The 20,373-nt window shown below is 39.8% G+C and carries 13 protein-coding genes and 1 pseudogene; 7 read left to right on the top strand and 7 right to left on the bottom strand.

Annotated features, from left to right (window positions below):
* Positions 1-68: 68 nt before the first annotated feature.
* From KZP23_RS14420 to KZP23_RS14410, 3 genes are read right to left on the bottom strand one after another with little or no spacing between them, the layout of a single operon-like run.
* Positions 69-1,109, bottom strand: a complete 1,041-nt coding sequence (locus KZP23_RS14420; RefSeq protein WP_226332488.1) for a SusE domain-containing protein — start codon at positions 1,107-1,109, stop codon at positions 69-71.
* An 18-nt stretch (positions 1,110-1,127) separates the two neighbouring features.
* Positions 1,128-2,714 carry a RagB/SusD family nutrient uptake outer membrane protein gene (locus tag KZP23_RS14415; RefSeq protein ID WP_226332486.1) on the bottom strand — a complete coding sequence of 529 codons (1,587 nt, stop codon included), beginning with the start codon at positions 2,712-2,714 and terminating at the stop codon, positions 1,128-1,130.
* Positions 2,715-2,732: 18 nt separating this feature from the next.
* A complete protein-coding gene (locus tag KZP23_RS14410) occupies positions 2,733-5,699 on the bottom strand; it encodes a SusC/RagA family TonB-linked outer membrane protein (protein WP_226332485.1) in 2,967 nt (988 codons plus the stop codon).
* A 351-nt stretch (positions 5,700-6,050) separates the two neighbouring features.
* Here KZP23_RS14410 and KZP23_RS14405 point away from each other — a divergent pair.
* The 3 genes and pseudogenes from KZP23_RS14405 to KZP23_RS14395 all read left to right on the top strand — a co-directional run.
* Positions 6,051-7,097 (top strand): annotated as a pseudogene (locus KZP23_RS14405) (LacI family DNA-binding transcriptional regulator); the annotation flags it as partial.
* A gap of 306 nt (positions 7,098-7,403) precedes the next feature.
* On the top strand, positions 7,404-9,824 hold the full coding sequence (locus KZP23_RS14400) for a glycoside hydrolase family 31 protein (RefSeq protein ID WP_226332481.1): 2,421 nt from the start codon (positions 7,404-7,406) through the stop codon (positions 9,822-9,824).
* Between the two features lie 88 nt (positions 9,825-9,912).
* Positions 9,913-11,292 (top strand): MFS transporter, encoded by a 1,380-nt coding sequence (locus KZP23_RS14395; protein ID WP_226332480.1) that lies wholly within the window; start codon positions 9,913-9,915, stop codon positions 11,290-11,292.
* Positions 11,293-11,352: 60 nt separating this feature from the next.
* On the opposite strand, the gene KZP23_RS14390 is transcribed toward KZP23_RS14395, so the two are convergent.
* Complete coding sequence (locus KZP23_RS14390; protein WP_226332478.1) at positions 11,353-13,137, bottom strand: sensor histidine kinase; 1,785 nt, start codon at positions 13,135-13,137, stop codon at positions 11,353-11,355.
* A 560-nt stretch (positions 13,138-13,697) separates the two neighbouring features.
* Between KZP23_RS14390 and KZP23_RS14385 the strand changes: the two genes are divergently transcribed.
* From KZP23_RS14385 to KZP23_RS14375, 3 genes are all read left to right on the top strand, one after another.
* Complete coding sequence (locus KZP23_RS14385; protein WP_226332477.1) at positions 13,698-14,135, top strand: nucleoside deaminase; 438 nt, start codon at positions 13,698-13,700, stop codon at positions 14,133-14,135.
* The gene (locus tag KZP23_RS14380) at positions 14,116-15,060 is read left to right on the top strand and encodes a hypothetical protein (protein ID WP_226332475.1); all 945 of its coding nucleotides are present in this window, start codon (positions 14,116-14,118) and stop codon (positions 15,058-15,060) included. Before KZP23_RS14385 ends, KZP23_RS14380 begins: the two co-directional genes overlap by 20 nt.
* Positions 15,061-15,130: 70 nt before the next feature.
* A complete protein-coding gene (locus KZP23_RS14375; protein ID WP_226332469.1) occupies positions 15,131-16,000 on the top strand; it encodes a type 2 periplasmic-binding domain-containing protein in 870 nt (289 codons plus the stop codon).
* 54 nt (positions 16,001-16,054) lie between these two features.
* Here KZP23_RS14375 and KZP23_RS14370 read toward each other — a convergent pair whose 3' ends face one another.
* Genes KZP23_RS14370 through sdaAB form a run of 3 tightly spaced genes read right to left on the bottom strand, consistent with a single transcriptional unit; the run spans position 16,055 to position 19,383 of the window.
* Entirely contained in the window at positions 16,055-17,347 is a 1,293-nt protein-coding gene (locus KZP23_RS14370; protein WP_226332467.1) for an efflux RND transporter periplasmic adaptor subunit, read from the bottom strand.
* Between the two features lie 12 nt (positions 17,348-17,359).
* Entirely contained in the window at positions 17,360-18,691 is a 1,332-nt protein-coding gene (locus tag KZP23_RS14365) for a TolC family protein (RefSeq protein WP_226332465.1), read from the bottom strand.
* Positions 18,692-18,705: 14 nt separating this feature from the next.
* Positions 18,706-19,383 (bottom strand): L-serine ammonia-lyase, iron-sulfur-dependent subunit beta, encoded by a 678-nt coding sequence (gene sdaAB, locus KZP23_RS14360; protein ID WP_226332463.1) that lies wholly within the window; start codon positions 19,381-19,383, stop codon positions 18,706-18,708.
* Positions 19,384-19,549: 166 nt separating this feature from the next.
* On the opposite strand from sdaAB, the gene KZP23_RS14355 reads away from it, so the two are divergent.
* Entirely contained in the window at positions 19,550-20,365 is an 816-nt protein-coding gene (locus tag KZP23_RS14355; RefSeq protein ID WP_226332462.1) for an aminotransferase class IV, read from the top strand.
* The last annotated feature ends 8 nt before the right edge of the window (positions 20,366-20,373 follow it).

Raw genomic sequence — 20,373 nt, 5'->3', positions numbered from 1 at the left:
TTCAATATTGGGATAAGAATGAAATCCTTAATGCTTTTGAAACAGCCTTACTTTTCAGATAATTGGGATTAATTTTTCACTAGTGTATAAGACACTTCTCCTGGTACTTTGAAATCCATTGTAATCGTATAGTTCCCTGCCTCTGTCACTGCAATATCAGAACCACCAGCATCCAAGACACCATCTCCATCACTGTCTCCGTAATTATTGTCCCAGGCATCATTGGCCCTGAACTTCATATTTCCCACACTTAGATCAGCATTAAGCGTCAAAATATTTTCATCAGCATCGAATTCCATTGGAGTGGAACTGTCCCAACCCCCAGCAGTAGCATCACCAATGATACCCCAATAAAGTGGAGCTCCTATACTATAGGTTTTATCGTTTAGGTTCACCGTCAACATATAGGTTCCCTTGGCATCTACTTTTAGGTTTGCACCTCCAGCATCAAGCACACCGTCTTCACCATCATCCCCATAATTCACGTCCCAGTTAGGACCTTCATTTACTTTAAATTCCCCGTTACCAGTGATTAGGTGTACAAAACCATCATAAACATTATCCGACTTTACTGAATATAGGATGGTGTTTTCATTGGCAGGATTCCAGCCTTGATAATCTCCAGGAACATACATTTTAGGATATTGCAATGCTACTTCATAAGGAGTCAGTGACATGGTAATGGTCTCAGAAAACTCATCACTTATATTGTCATTGAGAAATGCCTTTATCCTCATCTCTACTGTCGTTTCTTCATCAGGCATCAAACCCCTGCTCAATAGTTTTTGGTTTAAATCAGCATAAGTCAATATCGCTCTATTGCTGGTAGAGTTAATTACATCTACAGGCTCAGCAAAACCATTACCCACAAGATCCATTTGTACAGTATACCTGGTTGCTGCTGAAAATCCATAATCAGCTTCCTGATATTCAAATATTACTTCCTTCGTTTCTTCCTCTGCTGTAAGCACCAAGGAAGTGCCAGATTCTGGACTCATCAATACTGGAGATTGGGGATCACTGCTGATAACCGGATCCAAGTCTTCGCTACACGACCAAATCATCGCTATGGTCAACAACCAAAATATATTAGAATAATAATTTTTCATGTTTTGAGAATTTTGGGTTTAGTATCCGATGTTTTGCTCAAGGTTTGGATTGGCAGTCAAGTCTGCAGTAGGAAGAGGGTAAATATCCCTAAACGAATCAACGGCTCTACCTTCAAATGTGCCACCTTTCCACTGCCATACATAGTCATCCGTGGTAAACCTACCAAACCGGATCAAGTCAGTTCTGCGGTGAGCTTCCCATTTTAATTCACGGGCTCTTTCATCAAGGATAAAATCAAGGGTCAATTCCCCAGATGAAATATTTCCAGTAGCATCACCATAAGCTCTCTGTCTCAATTCATTAATATAAGCTACTGCTTGTCCTAGACTTCCTCCACTTCCACCTCTCAAAACAGCTTCTGCATACATCAAATAAACATCACCCAACCTGAACATTGGAAAATCTGTATCAACAATTTCTGTTCCTGGACTGGAACCTCTTTGTCCATCACGAGTCACATTTTTAAACTTTTTGACAGCATAACCATTCTCAAACAAAGCAATATTTTCAATATCTAAAGTATGTCCATCAGTATGAAATGATCCTCGAATATCTGGAACTCCATCAGTACTTGGATATAGCGCAACGATCTCCGGCCTAGTTCTCAAGCCCTGCCACCCACCTGGCACCCCAAATTCCTCCTTGTCCATAGAACCTCCTACAGCTGCATTTACTATAAATGTTGTACCACCATAAGTTGTTGAATTCATACCGTCAAAGGCCACAGAAAAAATCAATTCCTGGGAAAGATGATTATCTGCTAAAAACAGGTAATTATAATTTGGCTCCAAAGTATAACCACTATTCAAAACCTCATTCAAATAAGTCAATGCATCAGAATAATGGTCCTCGTCTATATACACTTCCGCATTAAGATAAAGTTTAGCCAAAAGCATCCATGCAGCCGCCTTATCGGCCCTGGCATACTCATTTTGCCTTGCATCCACCAGCATCGGTAATATTTCCAGTAATTCGCTTTCTACATAATCAAACAACAATTGTCTGTTGCCCTGCTCTGGGAAATAGGCTCCCACTCCATTTTCCTCCGTCACAAAAGGTACATTCCCATACATATCCAATGCATGATAATAACTCAATGCCCTTAGAAACCTGGCCTCAGCCCTGAATATTCTGGCTTCTTCCTGATCAGCTTCAGCGATACCTCTACTGGCCATCTTTTCATCACTGGTTTCCCTGATATATTCATTAGCCAAAGAAATTTGATAAAATATTCTATAGTACATTGCCGCTATAAAACCATTATCAGAAGTCCACTCCATGGTATTCAAAGTAGGAAGGCCTTCATCATTCCAAGCAATAATCGCCTCATCCGTTGGCAACTCCTGTAACTTCCAATAAGCCCTGATATAGGTGGAAGCTCCTTCGTCCAAACCACTGATATCCGGTTTTCCAGAAGGCCCTTGCTGACCACTCACTGCCAAACCTCCATAAAGCTTGGCCAAGACATTTTTGTAATTATCAAAATCCTCATAAACCTGTATAGATGTCACCTCATTATAAGGTTCTAGATCCAGGTTTGTGCATGATGCCACGGTAAACAAACCCAACACCAAACTGATTTTATATATCCAATTAATTTTCATTGTTATTCAGGGTTTAAATTAAAATCCTAGGTTTAGACCAAATGAGAAGATCCTTGGCACTGGGTAGAAATTATTGTCAATCCCTCCTCCAGTAGCATCATCTACTCCTGGAGCAATCTCTGGGCTCACCCCTTCGTAATCTGTGATGACAAAGACATTTTGTACTGTCGCACTTGCCCGCAAGTTGAGCTTGGAATCAAAGAGGTTTCCAAAATTGTATCCAAGACTGATATTTTCCATTCTTAAGAATGAAGCATCTTGCACATAATAATCTGACCTTAACTGATAATTTTGGAAATTGGTGTTCAAAACATCCGTTGGAAGGTTATTCAAATAACCAGAAAACCTCAAGCCTTGATAGGCTGCATTGGAAGAGGCCACATTATTATAAGCCTTGTTTCCCGCACTTCCCCTAAGGACAAAGCCAAAATTCCAGTTTTTATATTGCATGGATGAATTGAACCCGAAAAACTGGCGAGCATCAGGGTATCCATTTCTTACCAAGTCATTTTCATTGATGATTCCATCCTCATTCTGATCTACGTATAAGCCCTCTATTGGAGCACCGTCATTATCATATACCTGCTCGTACACATAAAACGAATTAGGCTGATATCCTACCGTATGAACCTGGATAGTATTTCCCGTTCCACCGTTAATATCTCCAACCAAAATCCCCACGGCATCTTCTTCCACATTGCTCAGGCTCTTGATCGTGCTTTTACTATGGGTATAATTGGCTCCGATATCCCAGTTAAAACTGGATGTCTTTATGACATTATAATTGACCCCAATTTCCACCCCCTGGTTTTCAATGCTACCTACATTGGTGAACAACCTGTTAGTTAGGTTGGTACCTGCTGGCACAGGAATCACTGCCAACAAATCATCGGTTCTCTTGAAATAATAATCCAAGGTACCATAGAGTTTTCCATCTAGGAATTCATAATCTAGACCAGCATTGATGGTCGTGGTCTCTTCCCACTTGATATTCTCATCATATCCTTCTGGTCTAAGGGTGGTATAATATGTATCCCCAAAACTGTACCGCGAGGCATCATCACTTTGGACATACCTAGGCAGGTAAGGGAAGTAAGACCCTATATCCTGCTGCCCGGTCACCCCATAGCCTAATCTTAACTTTAAATCAGTCAGCGTCTCATTGGTTTTCAAAAAGTCTTCTTCACTGATTCTCCATGCAGCTGCTAGAGAAGGGAATACGCCCCATCTGTTATCAGGGCTAAACCTGGATGAACCATCCGCTCTTACTGTCGCAGTAAAGAGGTATTTGTCTTTTAAGCTATAATTTGCCCTGGCGAAATAGGATATTAATCTGTATTGAGGTCTCGTTTCAACACCCGCTGCCGCCAATGTATCCCCTTCATAATTCAGTCTTGCGAATGTTGGGTTTTTGGTTAAGAAATCCTGGGCTGAATACCCCACCATCATATTCAAGCGGCTATCCTTAAACTCCTTCTGATAATTCAGGTAAAAATCAGCCAACAAGTTTCTTTTGCTTTGTGCATAAGGGGCATTGCTACCTCCCTCGTTATAACCAGCTGCTGAATTTGGAAAGATCAGGGTACGCCCATCACTTTCACTGATATCATAGGCCAAATTAAGATTGGCTTTTAATCCTTCTAAGAATGGAAGGTCATAAATCAACTGAAGGTTTCCTATGCTTCTTTTCACTGTCCCCCTATCATCCTTTTGCATCAACAGTCCCAGCGGGTTTCTTGAAGCCAAAGTTTGGGGAGATCCATTTTCGTTCAACCATTCCCAATAGCCACCAAGCCCTTCAGCATCATAAATTAACTGTGTTGGGTCAAATGCAGCTGCAGCACCAATGGCATCCCTATTGGCAAAACGACTTTTTGTAATCACTCCCTTTACATTGAAGTTTACGTGCAGTTGATCATTGAAAAGATTAGGATTCAAACTGATACTGGCAGATGTTCTTTTTAGGTTGTCAGTCTTTAGGACCCCGTCCTGATCCAAATAACCAACAGACACCCTATAAGGCAATTGGTTCAATGATCCAGTTATGGAAACATTATTATCAAAACTAATTGCATCTCGATATATTACGTCCTGCCAATTGGTACTTGCATCCCCCACCAAGGCTGCTTGGGATGGAATGGCCTGTTCAGCCACCACATCTCTAAACTGATCAGCTGAGAGCATATCCACTTTTTTGGTTACCTGTGAAAGAGAAACCAAAGAACTCACATTTACCTTCATTGGCTGGCCTTCTTTTCCTTTTCTGGTAGTAATTAAGATTACTCCATTGGAAGCCCTAGAACCATAGATTGCTGTTGCAGAAGCATCCTTTAGGATATCGAAGGTTTCAATATCATTAGGGTTTAGAAAGTTCAGAGGATTGGAAGTACCTGATGTTTTGGAATTATCCAAAGGCACACCGTCAATAACAATCAAAGGGTCATTGGAAGCATTCAATGAAGCTCCTCCTCGGATTCGGATCCTACCTCCAGATCCGGGAGCACCTCCATTGGGTGTTATTTGAACCCCAGCCACTTTACCTGTGATCAGTTGCTCTGGATTGGTTACTTGTCCGACATTGAAGTCGTCACGTACAACAGATCCTACCGACCCCGTCAAGTCCGATTTTCTCTGTGTACCATAACCTACCACCACCACTTCATCCAGCTGTTTGGTATTACCCTGAAGCTGAACATCTATTATTGACTGATTATTTACTTTGTATTCCTTTGGCTCAAAACCAATAAATGAGAATACCAATACATCATCTTTGGAATTAATATTTATGGTGTAAGTACCATCAATATCTGTAGTCGTCCCTCTTGTAGACCCTTTCAATAATACATTCACAAAGGGAAGAGGCTCTCCGGAATCAATATCCGTCACCGTACCGCTCACCGTTTGAGCTTGTGCGACCAGGTTTTGGCTACCCAATAGCACCAGGCAAATTACTGTCACCTTTAAGACGGTATAAATCTTTCGCATAATGGTTATGTTTTGGATGAATTGTTAATTAATTCAGGATAAATATTTTCTTGGTTTTATACAATTTTATCTAATTCCTACCATTTAAATTAAAACCGTATTTATTCACCAAACAGTTCATTTTCCCTGAACGGTTAATGAATATTAGGCAATACAGAACGTATAAGCAAGCTTTCGGAAACAAAAAAATCAACTATTTTTAATGCAAACGTCACCGCAAACGTTTTCATAAGGGTACAATTTTTTAACTTACAATAATTCAATTTTAACGATTTTGAACAGTTTTATACAAAACCTTAAATCAGTCACCATTTTTAAAACAAACAAAAATCTTATCTTAGGTTCTTAGAAAAGTTAAATTTTATCATGAGACTAGGACAAGCTACAATTAAGGATATTGCCAAAGCTTTGAATATATCTTCTTCCACTGTTTCCAGGGCACTTAAAGACTATCCTGGAATCAGCAAGGAGACCAAGGAAAAGGTTAAAGAGTTGGCTAAAAAACTTAACTACCGACCTAATGCCGTGGCATTGAGCTTAAGAAAGAGCAAGTCCTCTACCATTGGTGTTATTGTCCCTGAAGTAGTTCACTTCTTCTTTAGCACAGTGATCAGTGGTATTGAAGAGGTAGCCTATGCTAATGGCTATAATGTTATTCTGTTACAGACCAATGAAAGCCTCGAAAGAGAGAAAGCGGCCATTGAAACCATGATTACCAATCAAATAGACGGCTTACTGGTAAGCTACTCAAAGGAGACTGAAAACTTTGAGCATTTTCAGAAGTTGATGGACTATAATTATCCTATTGTATTTTTTGATCGTATTCCAGATCTCAACAATACCATTAATGTAACTGTGGATGACTTTTCAGGTGCATACGAAGCAGCAAAACACCTTATAGATCAGGGTTATAAAAAGATTGTCCATCTGGCTGGACCAAAAAACCTTAAAATAAGCAAGGATAGACAGGAAGGCTACACCAAAGCACTGGCTGAAGCCAATATTCCCATTAGGGAAGAATGGATTATCCCTTGTCCTAAGGGAACCCCAGAAGAAAGTGAGGAAATATGCTTAAAGTTACTTCAAGCTGATGATCGTCCTGACGCAGTATTTGCATCAAATGACATAGCAGCAGCTGGCGCCATGAAGGCAGCCAAATCACTTGGCCTTAAAATCCCAAATGATTTCGGAGCAGTAGGCTTTAGTAATTGGCAGTTCTCCTCCATGATAGATCCACCACTCTCCACTGTTTCCCAGCCTGGCTTCGACATGGGAGAAAAAGCAGCCACTTTACTTTTAAAAATGATAGACAATGAAAGTGAAGAAGTCTTTAAACCTAAAACAGAGGTTTTGGGCACAGCTGTTATTATCAGAGAATCCTCAACTAAGAAAAGTTGAGTTTTTCAAGTTTGCAAAATATTTTTTCCCAGTTTTGCATTCTTTTATGCACACGATTGAATTGAAAAGAACAGGCCTATTTACAGGAGATAACTACTAAAAAAGCTAAAGCTAAAAGCCCCTGAGGACTGATATTCAATTTTTTACTTTGATTTTACTTTTTAACTTAGCTGTCGAAAACCTGTATTTTATCACTAGCTGTCCGTCACCAGCGATGCGCATTAACAGGTCTCCAAGCTACTCCAAGTCCTACCCAAGGAGGGCTGTAATAACTATTAATAAAGATTAATCATTAATTACACCCAAATGACTACTGTAGCAACAAGCAGCAATCGTGCTCAAAATGTATCAGCTGGAAGGATCATTTCTTGGAAAAAAACCTCCACTGGCTTATGCGGACAAACAGTCAATGCACAATTCAATATTAGCGTATACGCCAATAATACCATCAGGGTCAGGCTCAGTCAACACGATCATTTTAGCCCCAACCCTTATAGTGTTATAGCAAATCCACCTGAAGAAATTTTCCTTATTTCTGAAGATGAAGAATATATCTACCTCGAAACAGCCAAAATCAAGGTCCGGCTCAATAAGAATGAATGGGCACTGACCTTTCTTGACCATAATGGGCAAATCATCAATCAGGATGATCCTGCTTTTGGGGTATCTTGGCTAGGCACTGAAGTCAGCAATTATAAAAAACTACAAACCAATGAACGATTCATTGGTCTAGGAGAAAAAACAGGAGGGCTGGATCGAGCAGGTCAGGCCTTCACCAATTGGAATACCGATTTCTTTGCCTATGGCGTGAATGATGACCCATTATATATGTCCATTCCCTTTTATATGGGAATCCATCATGGATTGGCCTATGGGATATTCTTTGACAATACCCATAAATCAGTATTTAACTTCGGAGCTTCCAACAGGAGGTTTTCCTATTTTTCTGCTGAAGATGGCGATATGGACTATTATTTTTTCCATGACCAAAATGTAGAGAAAATTATTTCCGCTTATACTAATATCACAGGAAAGCTGAATTTACCACCAAAATGGTCCTTGGGCTACCAGCAATGCCGCTATTCCTATTATCCGGAGTCTGAGGTAAAATCCCTAGCCAAGACCTTTCGAGACAAGGATATGCCAGGAGACGTGATTTACTTGGACATCCACCATATGGAAGCTTATAAGGTCTTTACCTTCGATGGTGAAAAATTCCCAGATGCCAAAACCATGATCCGATCCCTTAAAGAAAGAGGATTCAGAGTAGTGGTCATCATGGATCCAGGTATAAAGGTTGAAAATAATTACTTGCCCTATGAAGAGGGAAAAGAAGAGAACTTATTTCTGAAATATCCCGATGGTGAAATTTATGAGGGACAAGTATGGCCAGGCTGGTGTGCCTTTCCAGATTTCACCATGGAAAAAACCAGAAGCTGGTGGGCCGAAAAAATGGAATTTTATACAGAGGCCGGTGTAGATGGCTTTTGGACAGACATGAACGAGCCTGCCTCATGGGGACAACACACCCCAAATCTGATCAATTTTGACTATGAGGGTGAACAGGTCAGCCACAGAAAGGCCAGAAATATCTATGGAATGCAAATGGCTCGAGCTGCCCAACAAGGTTCATCCTATAATGGTCAGGAAAGGCCCTTTATTCTCACAAGAGCTGGTTTTGCAGGCATACAGCGATATGCAGCAGCTTGGACTGGAGATAATGTAGCCAGTGAAGAACATATGTTAGCCGGAATTAGATTGGTAAATAGTCTTGGCATGAGTGGAGTGGCATTTGCAGGATATGATGTTGGCGGATTTTGCGGGGAAGCGAGCCCAGCCCTTTTCGCAAGGTGGATGAGCATTGCAGCTTTCTCGCCTTTATACCGGGCACATTCTATGATCAATAGCAAAGCAGCAGAACCTTGGTCCTTTGGTGAAGAAGTGGAAGAAATTTCAAGAAATTACCTTAAACTTCGCTACCAATTACTGCCTTTGATCTACAACAGTTTCCATCAAAGCAGTCTCAATGGCTTACCCCTAGTAAAAAGCTTGGCCATTAATTATTCTCATGACAAAAACATCTTTGACAGCAGATTTGAGAACCAGTATCTTTTCTGTGACAGTCTACTGATTGCCCCAATAGAAAGCAATAAAGAAATATGTAAAGTTTATTTACCAGAAGGACAGTGGTACTATTTCTTTAATGACAAGGAATACCAAGGGAATCAGGAAATCTACTTGGACAGCCCGATCAATTATTTACCTGTTATGGTAAAAGGAGGTTCCATCCTCCCCATGCAATCCACAGTTAACCATACAGGTGAAGACCATGATGGAATTTTGAGACTACATATTTATAAGGGTAGTGGAATTACAGAATACAATCACTATGAAGATGACGGCCTAAGTACTGCTTATCAAAATGGAGACTATTATTCAAGAAAAATCATCCTAGACAGTGACCAACAAACATTACTGCTTGAGAAATCAAAAGGTGAATTTGATTCAAGTTTTAAACAACTGGAATTGATCTTCCACGGATTTGAGACCAATACTATTAGGGTAAACAATAAAACACTGGAAACTGAAATGAAATCAACAGCCTTTTTGACAAGACTCACCGATTTTGATCCATTACCAGACAATTGTTTGCCTTTTCTAGAAACTCCTGCCCTACCTGCAGTGAGAATCCATAATGATTCGGAGGAAATTAAGATTTTCTTTTAATCATAATCAATCATTAAATTACTAGGGAAAGCATACTAAAAAACACATATTTAATGCTTTCCCTTTTTTAAACCCATTTCAAAAATAAATGCAACCCAAAATACATAAGAAAAAGCTCAGCTTCTGGCAAATCTGGAATATGAGCTTCGGCTTTTTAGGCATTCAAATGGGCTTTGCCCTCCAAAACGCCAATGCAAGTAGGATTTTGCAGACTTTTGGTGCTGATGTAGAACACCTTTCACTCTTCTGGTTGGTTGCTCCAATTACCGGTATGATCATACAGCCTATCATTGGTCATTACAGTGACAGAACTTGGACCAAATTAGGAAGAAGGAGACCTTACTTTTTGGTAGGAGCGATATTGGCCGCCATTGGTTTAATGCTCATGCCAAACGCCTCTCTATTCATTGCATTCCTTCCAGCCTTATGGGTTGGAGCAGGTTTCCTGATGATCATGGATGCCTCCTTTAATATTGCCATGGAACCCTTTAGGGCATTGGTGGCGGACAAACTTCCCACTGACCAACGCACGCTAGGTTTTGCAGTACAGACCCTATTGATTGGTCTGGGCGCAGTAATCGGTTCTTGGCTGCCTTACATCCTTACTGAATGGTTGGGAATATCCACCAGTAGCTCAGATGGCGTTGTTCCCCAAAATGTCATTTGGGCATTTATGATAGGCGCAACAATATTGGTGGCATCAATACTTTGGACAGTAATCAGAACCACGGAATATCCTCCTGGAGAAAATGACCATCCTTCCAACAATACTGAAGAACAAAAGGGAATCTTGGGAATTTTCACAGACTTTTGGGCAATGCCCAAAACTATGCGCCAACTCGGTCTTGTGCAGTTTTTCTCTTGGTTTGCCCTATTCTCCATGTGGGTATTTACCACGCCGGCCCTAGCCCAGCATGTTTGGGAGCTACCAGCAACTGACAGGTCTTCTTTGGAATTCAATGAAGCAGGAAATTATGTAGGAGTGATTTTCGGGGTGTACAACCTTGTTTCTGCCATTTTCGCTTTGACCCTCCCGGTAATAGCAGCAAAAATAGGCAGAAAACTGACTCATGCGGTATGTCTGACTGCTGGAGGTTTAGGCCTAATTTCAATTATTTTGGTGAGCAATGTGGAAATGAAATGGCTACTAAATATTTCCATGATAGGAGTTGGGATTGCTTGGGCAAGTATATTGGCCATGCCTTATGCCATTTTAGCAGGCTCAGTCCCTCCCAAGAAAATGGGGGTATATATGGGCATTTTCAATTTCTTTATCACAGCACCGCAAATCTTGAATGGCTTTGTGGGAGGTTATATCGTGAAGTATTTCTATGATGGACAAGCAATTTATGCATTGTTTTCTGCAGGGATTATCCTCATCATAGCTGCTATTTGTGTGATATTCGTTGATGATAAAGATGATGTAAAAATTATGGAAGAGGAATTACTTTCAGAAAAAGTGCAGTGATTCCAATTCTAAAATCACGGATATCTATCCTATAAAAGTTAAATCAAGGCTTCTTCAAATTTATTTCAAGAGGCCTTTTTCCTTTTTAATTTTCGCTTTTCTCGGCAATGTAAAAAAGAATTTCGTCCCTTTTCCTAGTTCACTTTCTACTCCAATTTCACCACCGTTCTTCTCCACAAAATCTTTGCTCAACATCAAGCCTAATCCAGTACCTTGTTCTTTCTGGGTTCCAAAGGTAGTAAATGCTTCTGCTGAAAATATCCTATCCAAGTTTTTCTCTGGAATACCTACTCCAGTATCTTCTACTAAAACTTTTGTTTGATTTCCCACAAACTCTAGGTAGATACTTATCTTATCCCCCTTATCAGAAAATTTAAGGGCATTGCTTAACAAGTTTCTCAGCACAAGACGAGTCATGTTTGGATCAGCAAACACCAAAGCCTCTCCCTTACTTAAATGATCAACTTGTATTCCCTTATTCTCTATTGAAGCTTTGAACAGATTTACTACAGAGCTTAATTCTTTATCTATATCAAATACTTCTTTCTCAATATTCTCTCCCATCAGTTGACTCATCGCCCACACCAATAGGTTCTCCATAAAACCTGAAACTTGTCTTAAGTTTTCTGAAATCTTTGGGAGCATGGCCTTAAACTCTTGATCACTGATAAATCCCGATTCGCTCATCTCCAAAAACTGTGTGAGTGAATTAAGAGGCCCTCTCATATCATGAGAAATAATGGACAGCAATCTATCCTTGGTCATGTTCAACTCACTTAATTCCCTTGCCTGTTCTTCTAATCTCCTTTGATCAAGTCTGAATTGGGTAATATCCCTAAACATCAGCAGCCGACCTCTGAAATCCCGCTTGCCTCCACTGATGATTTTACAGTTGATTTCATAATATCGCTTTTCTCCCTCAAACAATAAATCAAGGTAAACTACCTGTTCAGTATCCTGCTCCAGCAGCTCTTTCCACCGTTCATCTTTAAAACCTAGTTTACCAAACCCAAGTCCGGTAACTTCCCCCTTTCCCCTTCCTATAATTCGCAGCATTTGATCATTAAAATCCACTATCCTATCTTCTACATCCAGCACCACCATCCCTTCTCTCATAGAATCCACTACTTTGTTACGGGCTATAGGCCTTAAATCAAACAAACTCAACTCCCAGAAACCAAAGACAACTATAAAGCTAGTGACCACAAAACCATAGGGTGTTGGATCAAAGCCATTAAATGGCCCAACCTGAAAAACCACCAAAATATTCGCTACCCAAGGCACCAAACTACCCAAAATGATAATCACCGTTTGTTTTCGGTAAATCCCCTCTGACTTTTTATACTGGTATAGTAAAAGGAACATCCCAAAAATCATCCAGCAATAGAAATAGGTAGTATGAATAATATACCAAGGACCTTTTGCAGTGACCAGTCCATAAAGCCCATTTACTTCTTTGATAGCCGCGGACTGATAGTGCAAATGATGATAATCATTTGTCCAAACCATCAATAAGGTCAAAATTGGAAAAATAAACTGTGCAGCCACCATTCTGGGCTTTAACCATTGTTCCTTTCCTACAAAACGAAATACAAAGAGCAACCAAAAAACTGGCACCAATGCAATCCCCACATATTCGGCATTCACAATGGATAACATGAGCCCCAAGTCATCCACAACCACCATCACCCCATCTGAAGCTGCCCAAATACTTACAGCTACCATCATTGCCCCAAACCATCTCACATTTTTGTTGAGCCCAATAAAAACCACCACTGACAAAAAAAGTGTTAAAACGGAAAAAATCAGCAAGGTAAGCGAATATGCGCTAAGGGTAAATTCCATTATAAAATTACTTGGTGTGCAATAACATTCCGAAAATAAATAAATCCCACATAATATATGCGAATTTCACAATTCATTTTTCACATTAAGATTAAGCGAGCTTAACATTTCCATTTTAATTTAAAATTACGATCATCAACACTAAGTTTAATTCCCATCGCATTTTTCATTTATAATTTCAGGTAAATAAAACCAATAACAAATTACATTATTAAACATTCAAACTACAAATATACCATTATATTGTTTCCATTAATAACTATAGCACGCAACTTTACTTACCTTTCTCATTTTTTCACTCCTATAATGTTCCAAATATTCAGCAGTAAAAATTACCAAATATTTTATTTACTCCTTAGTAAATACCATTTTAAAATACATGAAACACAAAAAACAACTACACTTTCCTCCAAATAAAACATCAAGTATCAGATAAATTATGCTCTTATGAGATAACAATATGAAAATCATTCTGTATTTTAATTGGACATTCTACTTAACTCAGGGAATATCACAGTTCCATTTTCAAACTACTCACGCACTTACTCAACTCTCAAAACATGGACAAATTTCTAAAAGCAGCTATAGAAGAAGCCCAAAAAGGACTTAATGAAGGAGGCATTCCAATTGGCTCCGTCCTAGTCTATGAAGGCAAGATAATAGGAAGAGGACATAATCGAAGAGTTCAAAAAGGAAGTGCCATATTGCACGGAGAAATGGATGCCATAGAAAATGCTGGAAGACAAGCTGCTAAAGTTTATCAAAATAGCGTTTTGTACACCACCCTTTCTCCATGCCCCATGTGTTCCGGAACCATATTACTCTATCGTATCCCAAAAGTTGTCATTGGTGAAAACCAAACATTTATGGGAGAAGAAACGCTTCTAAAATCAAGAGGTGTGGAAGTTATTGTCAGCAATGATAATACCTGTAAGCAATTAATGGAGACTTTTATCACTAACCATCCAAGCCTGTGGAATGAGGATATTGGCATATAATTTCCAGACCTTTATACGTCAGTTGCCCGCAACGAAAAGGGCTTTACAGCTCATCTCTTTGAGCTATTTCACCCTCTTGGGAAACCTGCTGTATGCGCAAAAACAAAACCATATGGCACCCCAAAACCCATCACCTATGACAGAAAGTATTCGTCCCCATGAACGGATAGCCCCGGTTGACCTTCCGGGGAAACATTTAGATCTTGACGTAGGTTTGCCATATCCCGCCCATCTTTATCTTCCTGACGACGAAATCCGAGACAGTGTTTCCCTATTGATCCATTTTCACGGTCCCCACGAAATAGCCGATCATGCTATAAAAAATAAAATACACTGGGCTGCTTTGACTATCAATCTGGGCAGTGGTTCGTCTGCCTATTCCCGCCCTTTTGACCAATCAGATGCTTTTGGACAGTTATTAACGGTAACAGAGAAAGCTATTCAAAACCCCATAAAAGCCATTTATCTATCTGGATGGAGTGCAGGATATGGAGCAATAAGATCCATTCTGAAACAGGAATCCCATCCCAAAATGGATGGGGTAATACTTTTAGATGGAATGCACGCCGGATATATCCCCAAAAACCAAACCTTAGCCACTGGTGCCAAAATCAAGGAGGAAGATTTAGCCGTTTTCCTTTCTCTTTCGCATGAGGCCATGAAAGAAAATATCTCCTTTACATTCACTCATAGTAGTGTATTTCCAGGGACTTATGCAAGTACCACGGAATGTGCCGACTACTTGATCCATAAACTTCAATTAGAGAGAAATCCAGTCTTGAATCATGGGCCATTGGGAATGCAACAGCTAGCTGATAATCATGTAGGAAAACTAAGAATAAAGGCCTTTGCGGGCAATTCAGCCCCTGACCATATAGACCATTTGCATGCTCTTTTCTACTTTCTTGAAGAATTGACACGGTAAATACACATAACCTCAGTGCTAAAATAGCCAGAAGTGTTTTACCAATCACCCTAAGCATATATCTTTGGGCATGAAAACAATCCAAATTATAGGCGTTCCAGAACATTTTAATTATCCCTGGATCCAATTGGTCAATGAACAACCTCTGCTGGAAAAAGGCATCAAACTTGCGTGGAAGGATGAATCCAAAGGTTCTGGAGCCATGAACAAGGCCATTAGAGAAAAAGAAGCGGATATAGCCATTATTCTCACAGAAAGCTTTATCAAAGATAAAATTGAAGGAAATCCAGGCAAAATAATTGGTTACCATGTCCTCTCGCCTCTCACATGGGGAGTCCATGTTCCTGCTAAAGCAGGAGTTAAAACTGTAAATCAACTACAGCATACACCTTTCCTCATCAGTCGATATGGATCAGGCTCCCATCTGATGACCTATCTACTGGCCAAAGAAAAAGGTTGGCAGCCTGAATCACTGCAATTTGAAGTAGTAGGGAACATGGACGGTGCAAAGGATGCCTTTGCTGATCAAAAGCCAAAAGGATTTCTATGGGAGAAATACACTACCAAACCTTTCGTGGATGAAGGTTATTTCGACAGAATCGGCGAAATCCCCACACCTTGGCCTTGCTTTGTTCTTGTAGCTCAAGAGGAACTTGTTGATTCGCATGAAAATGAACTCAAACTTATCCAAGACTTGATTTACCAAAAGTCCATGGAAATCAGAAAACAAGATAATTTATCACAAATACTTTCTGAGGCCTATGGTATTCAGGAACCCGATATCAGTGCATGGTTAGAGCAGACCACCTGGGCAACCAACAATCAGCTTAGCACAGAAAGCTTGAACAATACCATGGACATTCTATTTGAACTGGGATTGATCAAGGAAAAAACAACCATAGAAAACCTGACAGCCAAAGAACTGGTAGACCTGATATAATAAAAGCCCCAGAATTGGGGCTTTTTGAATCCATTTTCGAATCGATCTCCATTTTTATTTCTGATCAATCCTTTTTATCAAATCACCATCTTCCAACTTTTTACTTACAATATGGTAAGGACCGGCTACAATCTCCATTCCTTCCTCCAGCCCTTCTAATATTTCAATATTTTCAAAGTCTGATATTCCCGTCTTTACTTCCTCTAATACTGCCTTATTTTCCTGGATTTTAAACACCAGTTCTTTTAAATCACTGGATTGATCTGTGCTATCCTTCTTCATATTTTCACGGGTAGTTACCGACGCAAGGGGCACAGATAATACATCCTCCTTTTTATCGGTTATGATCTCCACGCTGGCGGTCATCCCCGGCCGGAAAGGAAAGCGATTTTCTTCCGTGATCAAATGCTTATAAGAATCATTGATGATTCTTATCCGAACTTCGAATTCTGTCACAGCGTCTTGGCTGGCCTTTTCATTGGCCGAATTGGCAATGGATGTCACGATTCCTCTGAATTCATCTCCAGTACTCGAGTATGCATCGACATCGATAAGTGTTGTATCCCCCAAAGAAAGCCTCACAATATCATTTTCATTCACATCTACCCTTACCTCCATCTTACTCATGTCAGCTATCCTTAGCATCTCTGTACCTGCCATCTGTTGGGTACCTACCACCCGTTCACCTTTCTCCACCAACAATTTTGAAACCACTCCATTTACCGGCGCAAAAACATTGGTCAAGCTCAAATTCTCTGAAGCTTCATTTACGCTCGCTTGGGCACTTTTCACAACATACTTGGATGCTTCAACAGATTGCTTAGCCGCAGCCAGGTCATTTTGTGCAGATATATAATTGGCCTTTGCTTGCTCAAATTCCGAATCAGAAATCACCTTGCTCTCATATAGGTCCTTATTTCTTTCGTATTCAAGCTGAGCCCGTTCAAACTGGGCTTCAGATCGATTCAGGGCAGCTTCTGACTGGGCCAAATTAGCCTTTTGCTGACTCAGATTCGCTTTGTTTCTATCTAGTACTGAAATAAAATTATCAGGACGTATTTTTACCAGCAGATCATTTTGCTGCACCGAATCTCCTTCATTTATATTCAATTCAATAATCTCCCCTGCTACATCTGGACTAAGCTTAATTTCTGTTTCAGGCTGAATCACTCCGGAAGCACTGACTTTTTCTACTATCGTCTTCTTGGATGCTTTGATGGCTTCCACTTCCGTCTCTGAAGGGCCACCTACCCAGCCCATAGACTTACCGATCAAAATCACCACTACCAACAGCACCAGTGCGCCAGAAAGCCAATAAATAAGCTTGTTTGATTTCTTTTTAGCCATGGTATAATTTTATTAAAGTGTTAAGGGATTGCCCACATAAAAATCCAATACTTTTACACTAAAAATATATTGGTATTTTGCCTGAAGCAAATCTGCCTGTGCATTAAATAAGTTGTTTTGTGCTACTTGAAAATCAACAGCATTGATCATGCCTACTTCAAATCTCTTCTGAGCCATCCTAAAAGCTTCATTCAAAGAAGACACTCTCAAAAGTGAAGATTCATAAGACTGCTTAGCAGACAATGCATTGGTATACGCCGTCTCAATATCCTGTCTTAACCTGTTTTGGACTTCTTTGACATTGATCTTACTTAATTTCTTTTGAACCTTGGCTCGTTGCAAGTTAGCTTTGTTCGAAAGGTTGGAAAAAATAGGAATATTTAAATTGACGCCAATCACCTCACTTAAATTCCCATCAAACTGTTCCCAAAATGGTACAACATCCTTATAGAGTTCATTAAAGTTTGTGCTGGCATTAGCACCAAAACCCAAAGTTGGATAGTAAGCCCCTTTGGCCATTTTAACGCCATACTCTGCACTTTCAATCCCCAATTGCGCGGCTTTCACCTCAGGCATAAGCGCCAAGGCTATGGCATAAACCTCATTTACACTGTGTTCTCCTATCAAATAGTTCTCTGCTTCCAAATCAGGTACAGATACATCGAATTCCTCCTCATAGGGAATTTGAATGGCCTGCATCAAATTCAACTTGGCCAACCTGAGATTATTCTGGGCATTGGTCAGTTCCATATTGCTGGTCGCATTCTGGGCCTCCAAATCATACTGGTCTGAAATAGGAAGCGCTCCCACTTCCACCAACTTCCTTGTCCTCTCCAACTGGTTACTGGTAACTTCCAACTGCGATTTAGCCACGTTCACCTGCTCCTTGGCAAATACTACATTGACAAATAGATTGACAATATTCAGTGTGATATTGTTTTTTGTGGCCTCCACATTTAATTCTCCCGTTTCCAAATCTACCGCGGCCTGGTTGATGCTATTATTAATTCTACCGCCAGAAAATAAGCTTACATTACTTCTAACACTGAAACCGGCACTACCAAAACTACTACTTGGTAAATAATCATTGGTGACATTATCAAGTGCGCGTCCCCAACTATAGTTATAAGAAGAGGTCATGGAAAGTGAAGGGTAGCGTTGCCCTTTTGCTTCCATCAGATTGGCTTGATTATTTTCTTGGTTCAAAACACTACGTTGGAGTTCCAAATTGTTTTCCAAGCCTATCTGTACACACTCTTCCAAGGATAAATTAGAAACATTACCTTGACTCCAAGCATCTAAAACATTAAAAACAATTACGGTTAGGGTTATAAAAAATCTCATAATCATAACAAATACTAAAGGTCTATTTTTGGAATATAAATCAATTCATGAATCCATCCAATACTTTTTAGATATTGTACGGTAATCGGGTTTAATCCTGAATCCATTTCTATCACATGACATGCTATTTCCCGCTTACCTTTTCTGGACACGGACATGGTAGCTATATTTGCTTTCTCTTGGGCCAGAATACTTGTAATAAAGGCTATGGCTCCCGATACATCATCCGCTTTTATAATCAGGGTATGCTCTTGTGCTGAAAAATCTGCATGAAAGCCATCAACCGCACTGATATTGATCAATCCTCCTCCTAAACTTTCTCCAATTACCTCCACTTTTCTTTCTCCTTTTACCAGATTAAGTTTTATGGTATTGGGATGATATACAGAAGCGTTGCCGATTGATTTAAAAGTAAATTCAAGTCCCCTTTCTTCTGCCAAATCCAAAGACTGCTTGATCCTTACATCATCTGTCTTGAAATCCAACAGGCCGCCGATCACTGCTTTATCACTCCCATGCCCCTCATAGGTACTGGCAAAAGAATTATAAAAGGTTACTAAAGCCTGATCGGGACTTGATCCCAATACCTTTATTGCCGCACGGGCAATTCTTACTACTCCTGCGGTATGTGACGAGGAAGGACCTATCATTACTGGCCCAATCATATCAAATACACTACTTTTTCTAGCCATGTCTAAGCCCAGTTCACTAATTAATATGCTAATCTACTATTAAAGATTTAATTATCACTCAATCTTTCCTTTAATTCAAGCTAAGCCCCACAATTTGATTTATTTTAACTTAATTTTAGCACTATTGATTAAAAAACGAAAATAGCGCCTCTATTTCTAACCTAATATGTCCATTATTGAAACCGTCTTTTTATCTCCAAATCCAGACAAACAATACCACCAAATAGATCAGCGGCTTGCTAACAGGGCCTCTTTTTTTGGTGATGGAATTTTTGAGACCATGATTTTTTCTAATGGGAAAATCAGATTTGCCCATGCACATGAGGAAAGGTTAAATATTGGACTGGAAAAATTAAAAATCTATCCTAAAGGGCTTTCCTCACTGAAGCAGCTGGAAGGATTCCTTATCAAAGAATATGGAAAAGACTGTATGCTCAGAATCAGATGGAATGTTTTTAGGTCCGGCCTAGGGAAATACACTCCCCAACAATCCGCTACAGGAGAAATCATTATGATACAAGCTCATTCCCCTGGCTTTTCAGTTAAAGACCAAGCCTATATAAGTACTAGCATAAAAATCTCATCTTCACCTTGGGCCAATTGTAAAACCCTTAATGCCCTTCCCTATGTCATGGCCAATATAGAGCGTGTAGAAAAACATATGGACGAGGTGATTCTACTGGATGATCAAAACCACATATCAGAAGCAGGTGCTGCCAATATCTTTTGGGTTAAAGACGGAGAATTTCACACCCCTTCGCTCAATTGTAATTGCATCGCTGGAGTAGGGAGAAAAATGATCATTGAAACCATAAAAAAAGCTGGTAAAAAACTAAATATCGGTGAATACAATGAGGAAAGCCTATTAAGTGCAGAACAGGTTTTCACCAGTAATGTCACAGGCATTGCCTATATCAAAAAAATAAAGGAAACAGACTTTGACATCAAGCCCATTTCCTTTATAGAAAATATCTTCTATTAATCCCCTTG

The organism is Echinicola marina (genome assembly GCF_020463795.1).
GTDB classification, from domain to species: domain Bacteria; phylum Bacteroidota; class Bacteroidia; order Cytophagales; family Cyclobacteriaceae; genus Echinicola; species Echinicola marina.
Note: the sequence above shows the minus strand (reverse complement) of the source record. Positions and strands in the feature narration are given on the sequence as shown.

Excerpts from the sequence above, each read along its gene's own strand:
- KZP23_RS14420 (WP_226332488.1), bottom strand. The coding sequence starts at position 1,109 with ATGAAAAATTATTATTCTAATATATTTTGGTTGTTGACCATAGCGATG.
- KZP23_RS14415 (WP_226332486.1), bottom strand. The coding sequence starts at position 2,714 with ATGAAAATTAATTGGATATATAAAATCAGTTTGGTGTTGGGTTTGTTT.
- KZP23_RS14410 (WP_226332485.1), bottom strand. The coding sequence starts at position 5,699 with ATGCGAAAGATTTATACCGTCTTAAAGGTGACAGTAATTTGCCTGGTG.
- KZP23_RS14400 (WP_226332481.1), top strand. The coding sequence starts at position 7,404 with ATGACTACTGTAGCAACAAGCAGCAATCGTGCTCAAAATGTATCAGCT.
- KZP23_RS14395 (WP_226332480.1), top strand. The coding sequence starts at position 9,913 with ATGCAACCCAAAATACATAAGAAAAAGCTCAGCTTCTGGCAAATCTGG.
- KZP23_RS14390 (WP_226332478.1), bottom strand. The coding sequence starts at position 13,137 with ATGGAATTTACCCTTAGCGCATATTCGCTTACCTTGCTGATTTTTTCC.
- KZP23_RS14385 (WP_226332477.1), top strand. The coding sequence starts at position 13,698 with ATGGACAAATTTCTAAAAGCAGCTATAGAAGAAGCCCAAAAAGGACTT.
- KZP23_RS14380 (WP_226332475.1), top strand. The coding sequence starts at position 14,116 with ATGAGGATATTGGCATATAATTTCCAGACCTTTATACGTCAGTTGCCC.
- KZP23_RS14375 (WP_226332469.1), top strand. The coding sequence starts at position 15,131 with ATGAAAACAATCCAAATTATAGGCGTTCCAGAACATTTTAATTATCCC.
- KZP23_RS14370 (WP_226332467.1), bottom strand. The coding sequence starts at position 17,347 with ATGGCTAAAAAGAAATCAAACAAGCTTATTTATTGGCTTTCTGGCGCA.
- KZP23_RS14365 (WP_226332465.1), bottom strand. The coding sequence starts at position 18,691 with ATGAGATTTTTTATAACCCTAACCGTAATTGTTTTTAATGTTTTAGAT.
- sdaAB (WP_226332463.1), bottom strand. The coding sequence starts at position 19,383 with ATGGCTAGAAAAAGTAGTGTATTTGATATGATTGGGCCAGTAATGATA.
- KZP23_RS14355 (WP_226332462.1), top strand. The coding sequence starts at position 19,550 with ATGTCCATTATTGAAACCGTCTTTTTATCTCCAAATCCAGACAAACAA.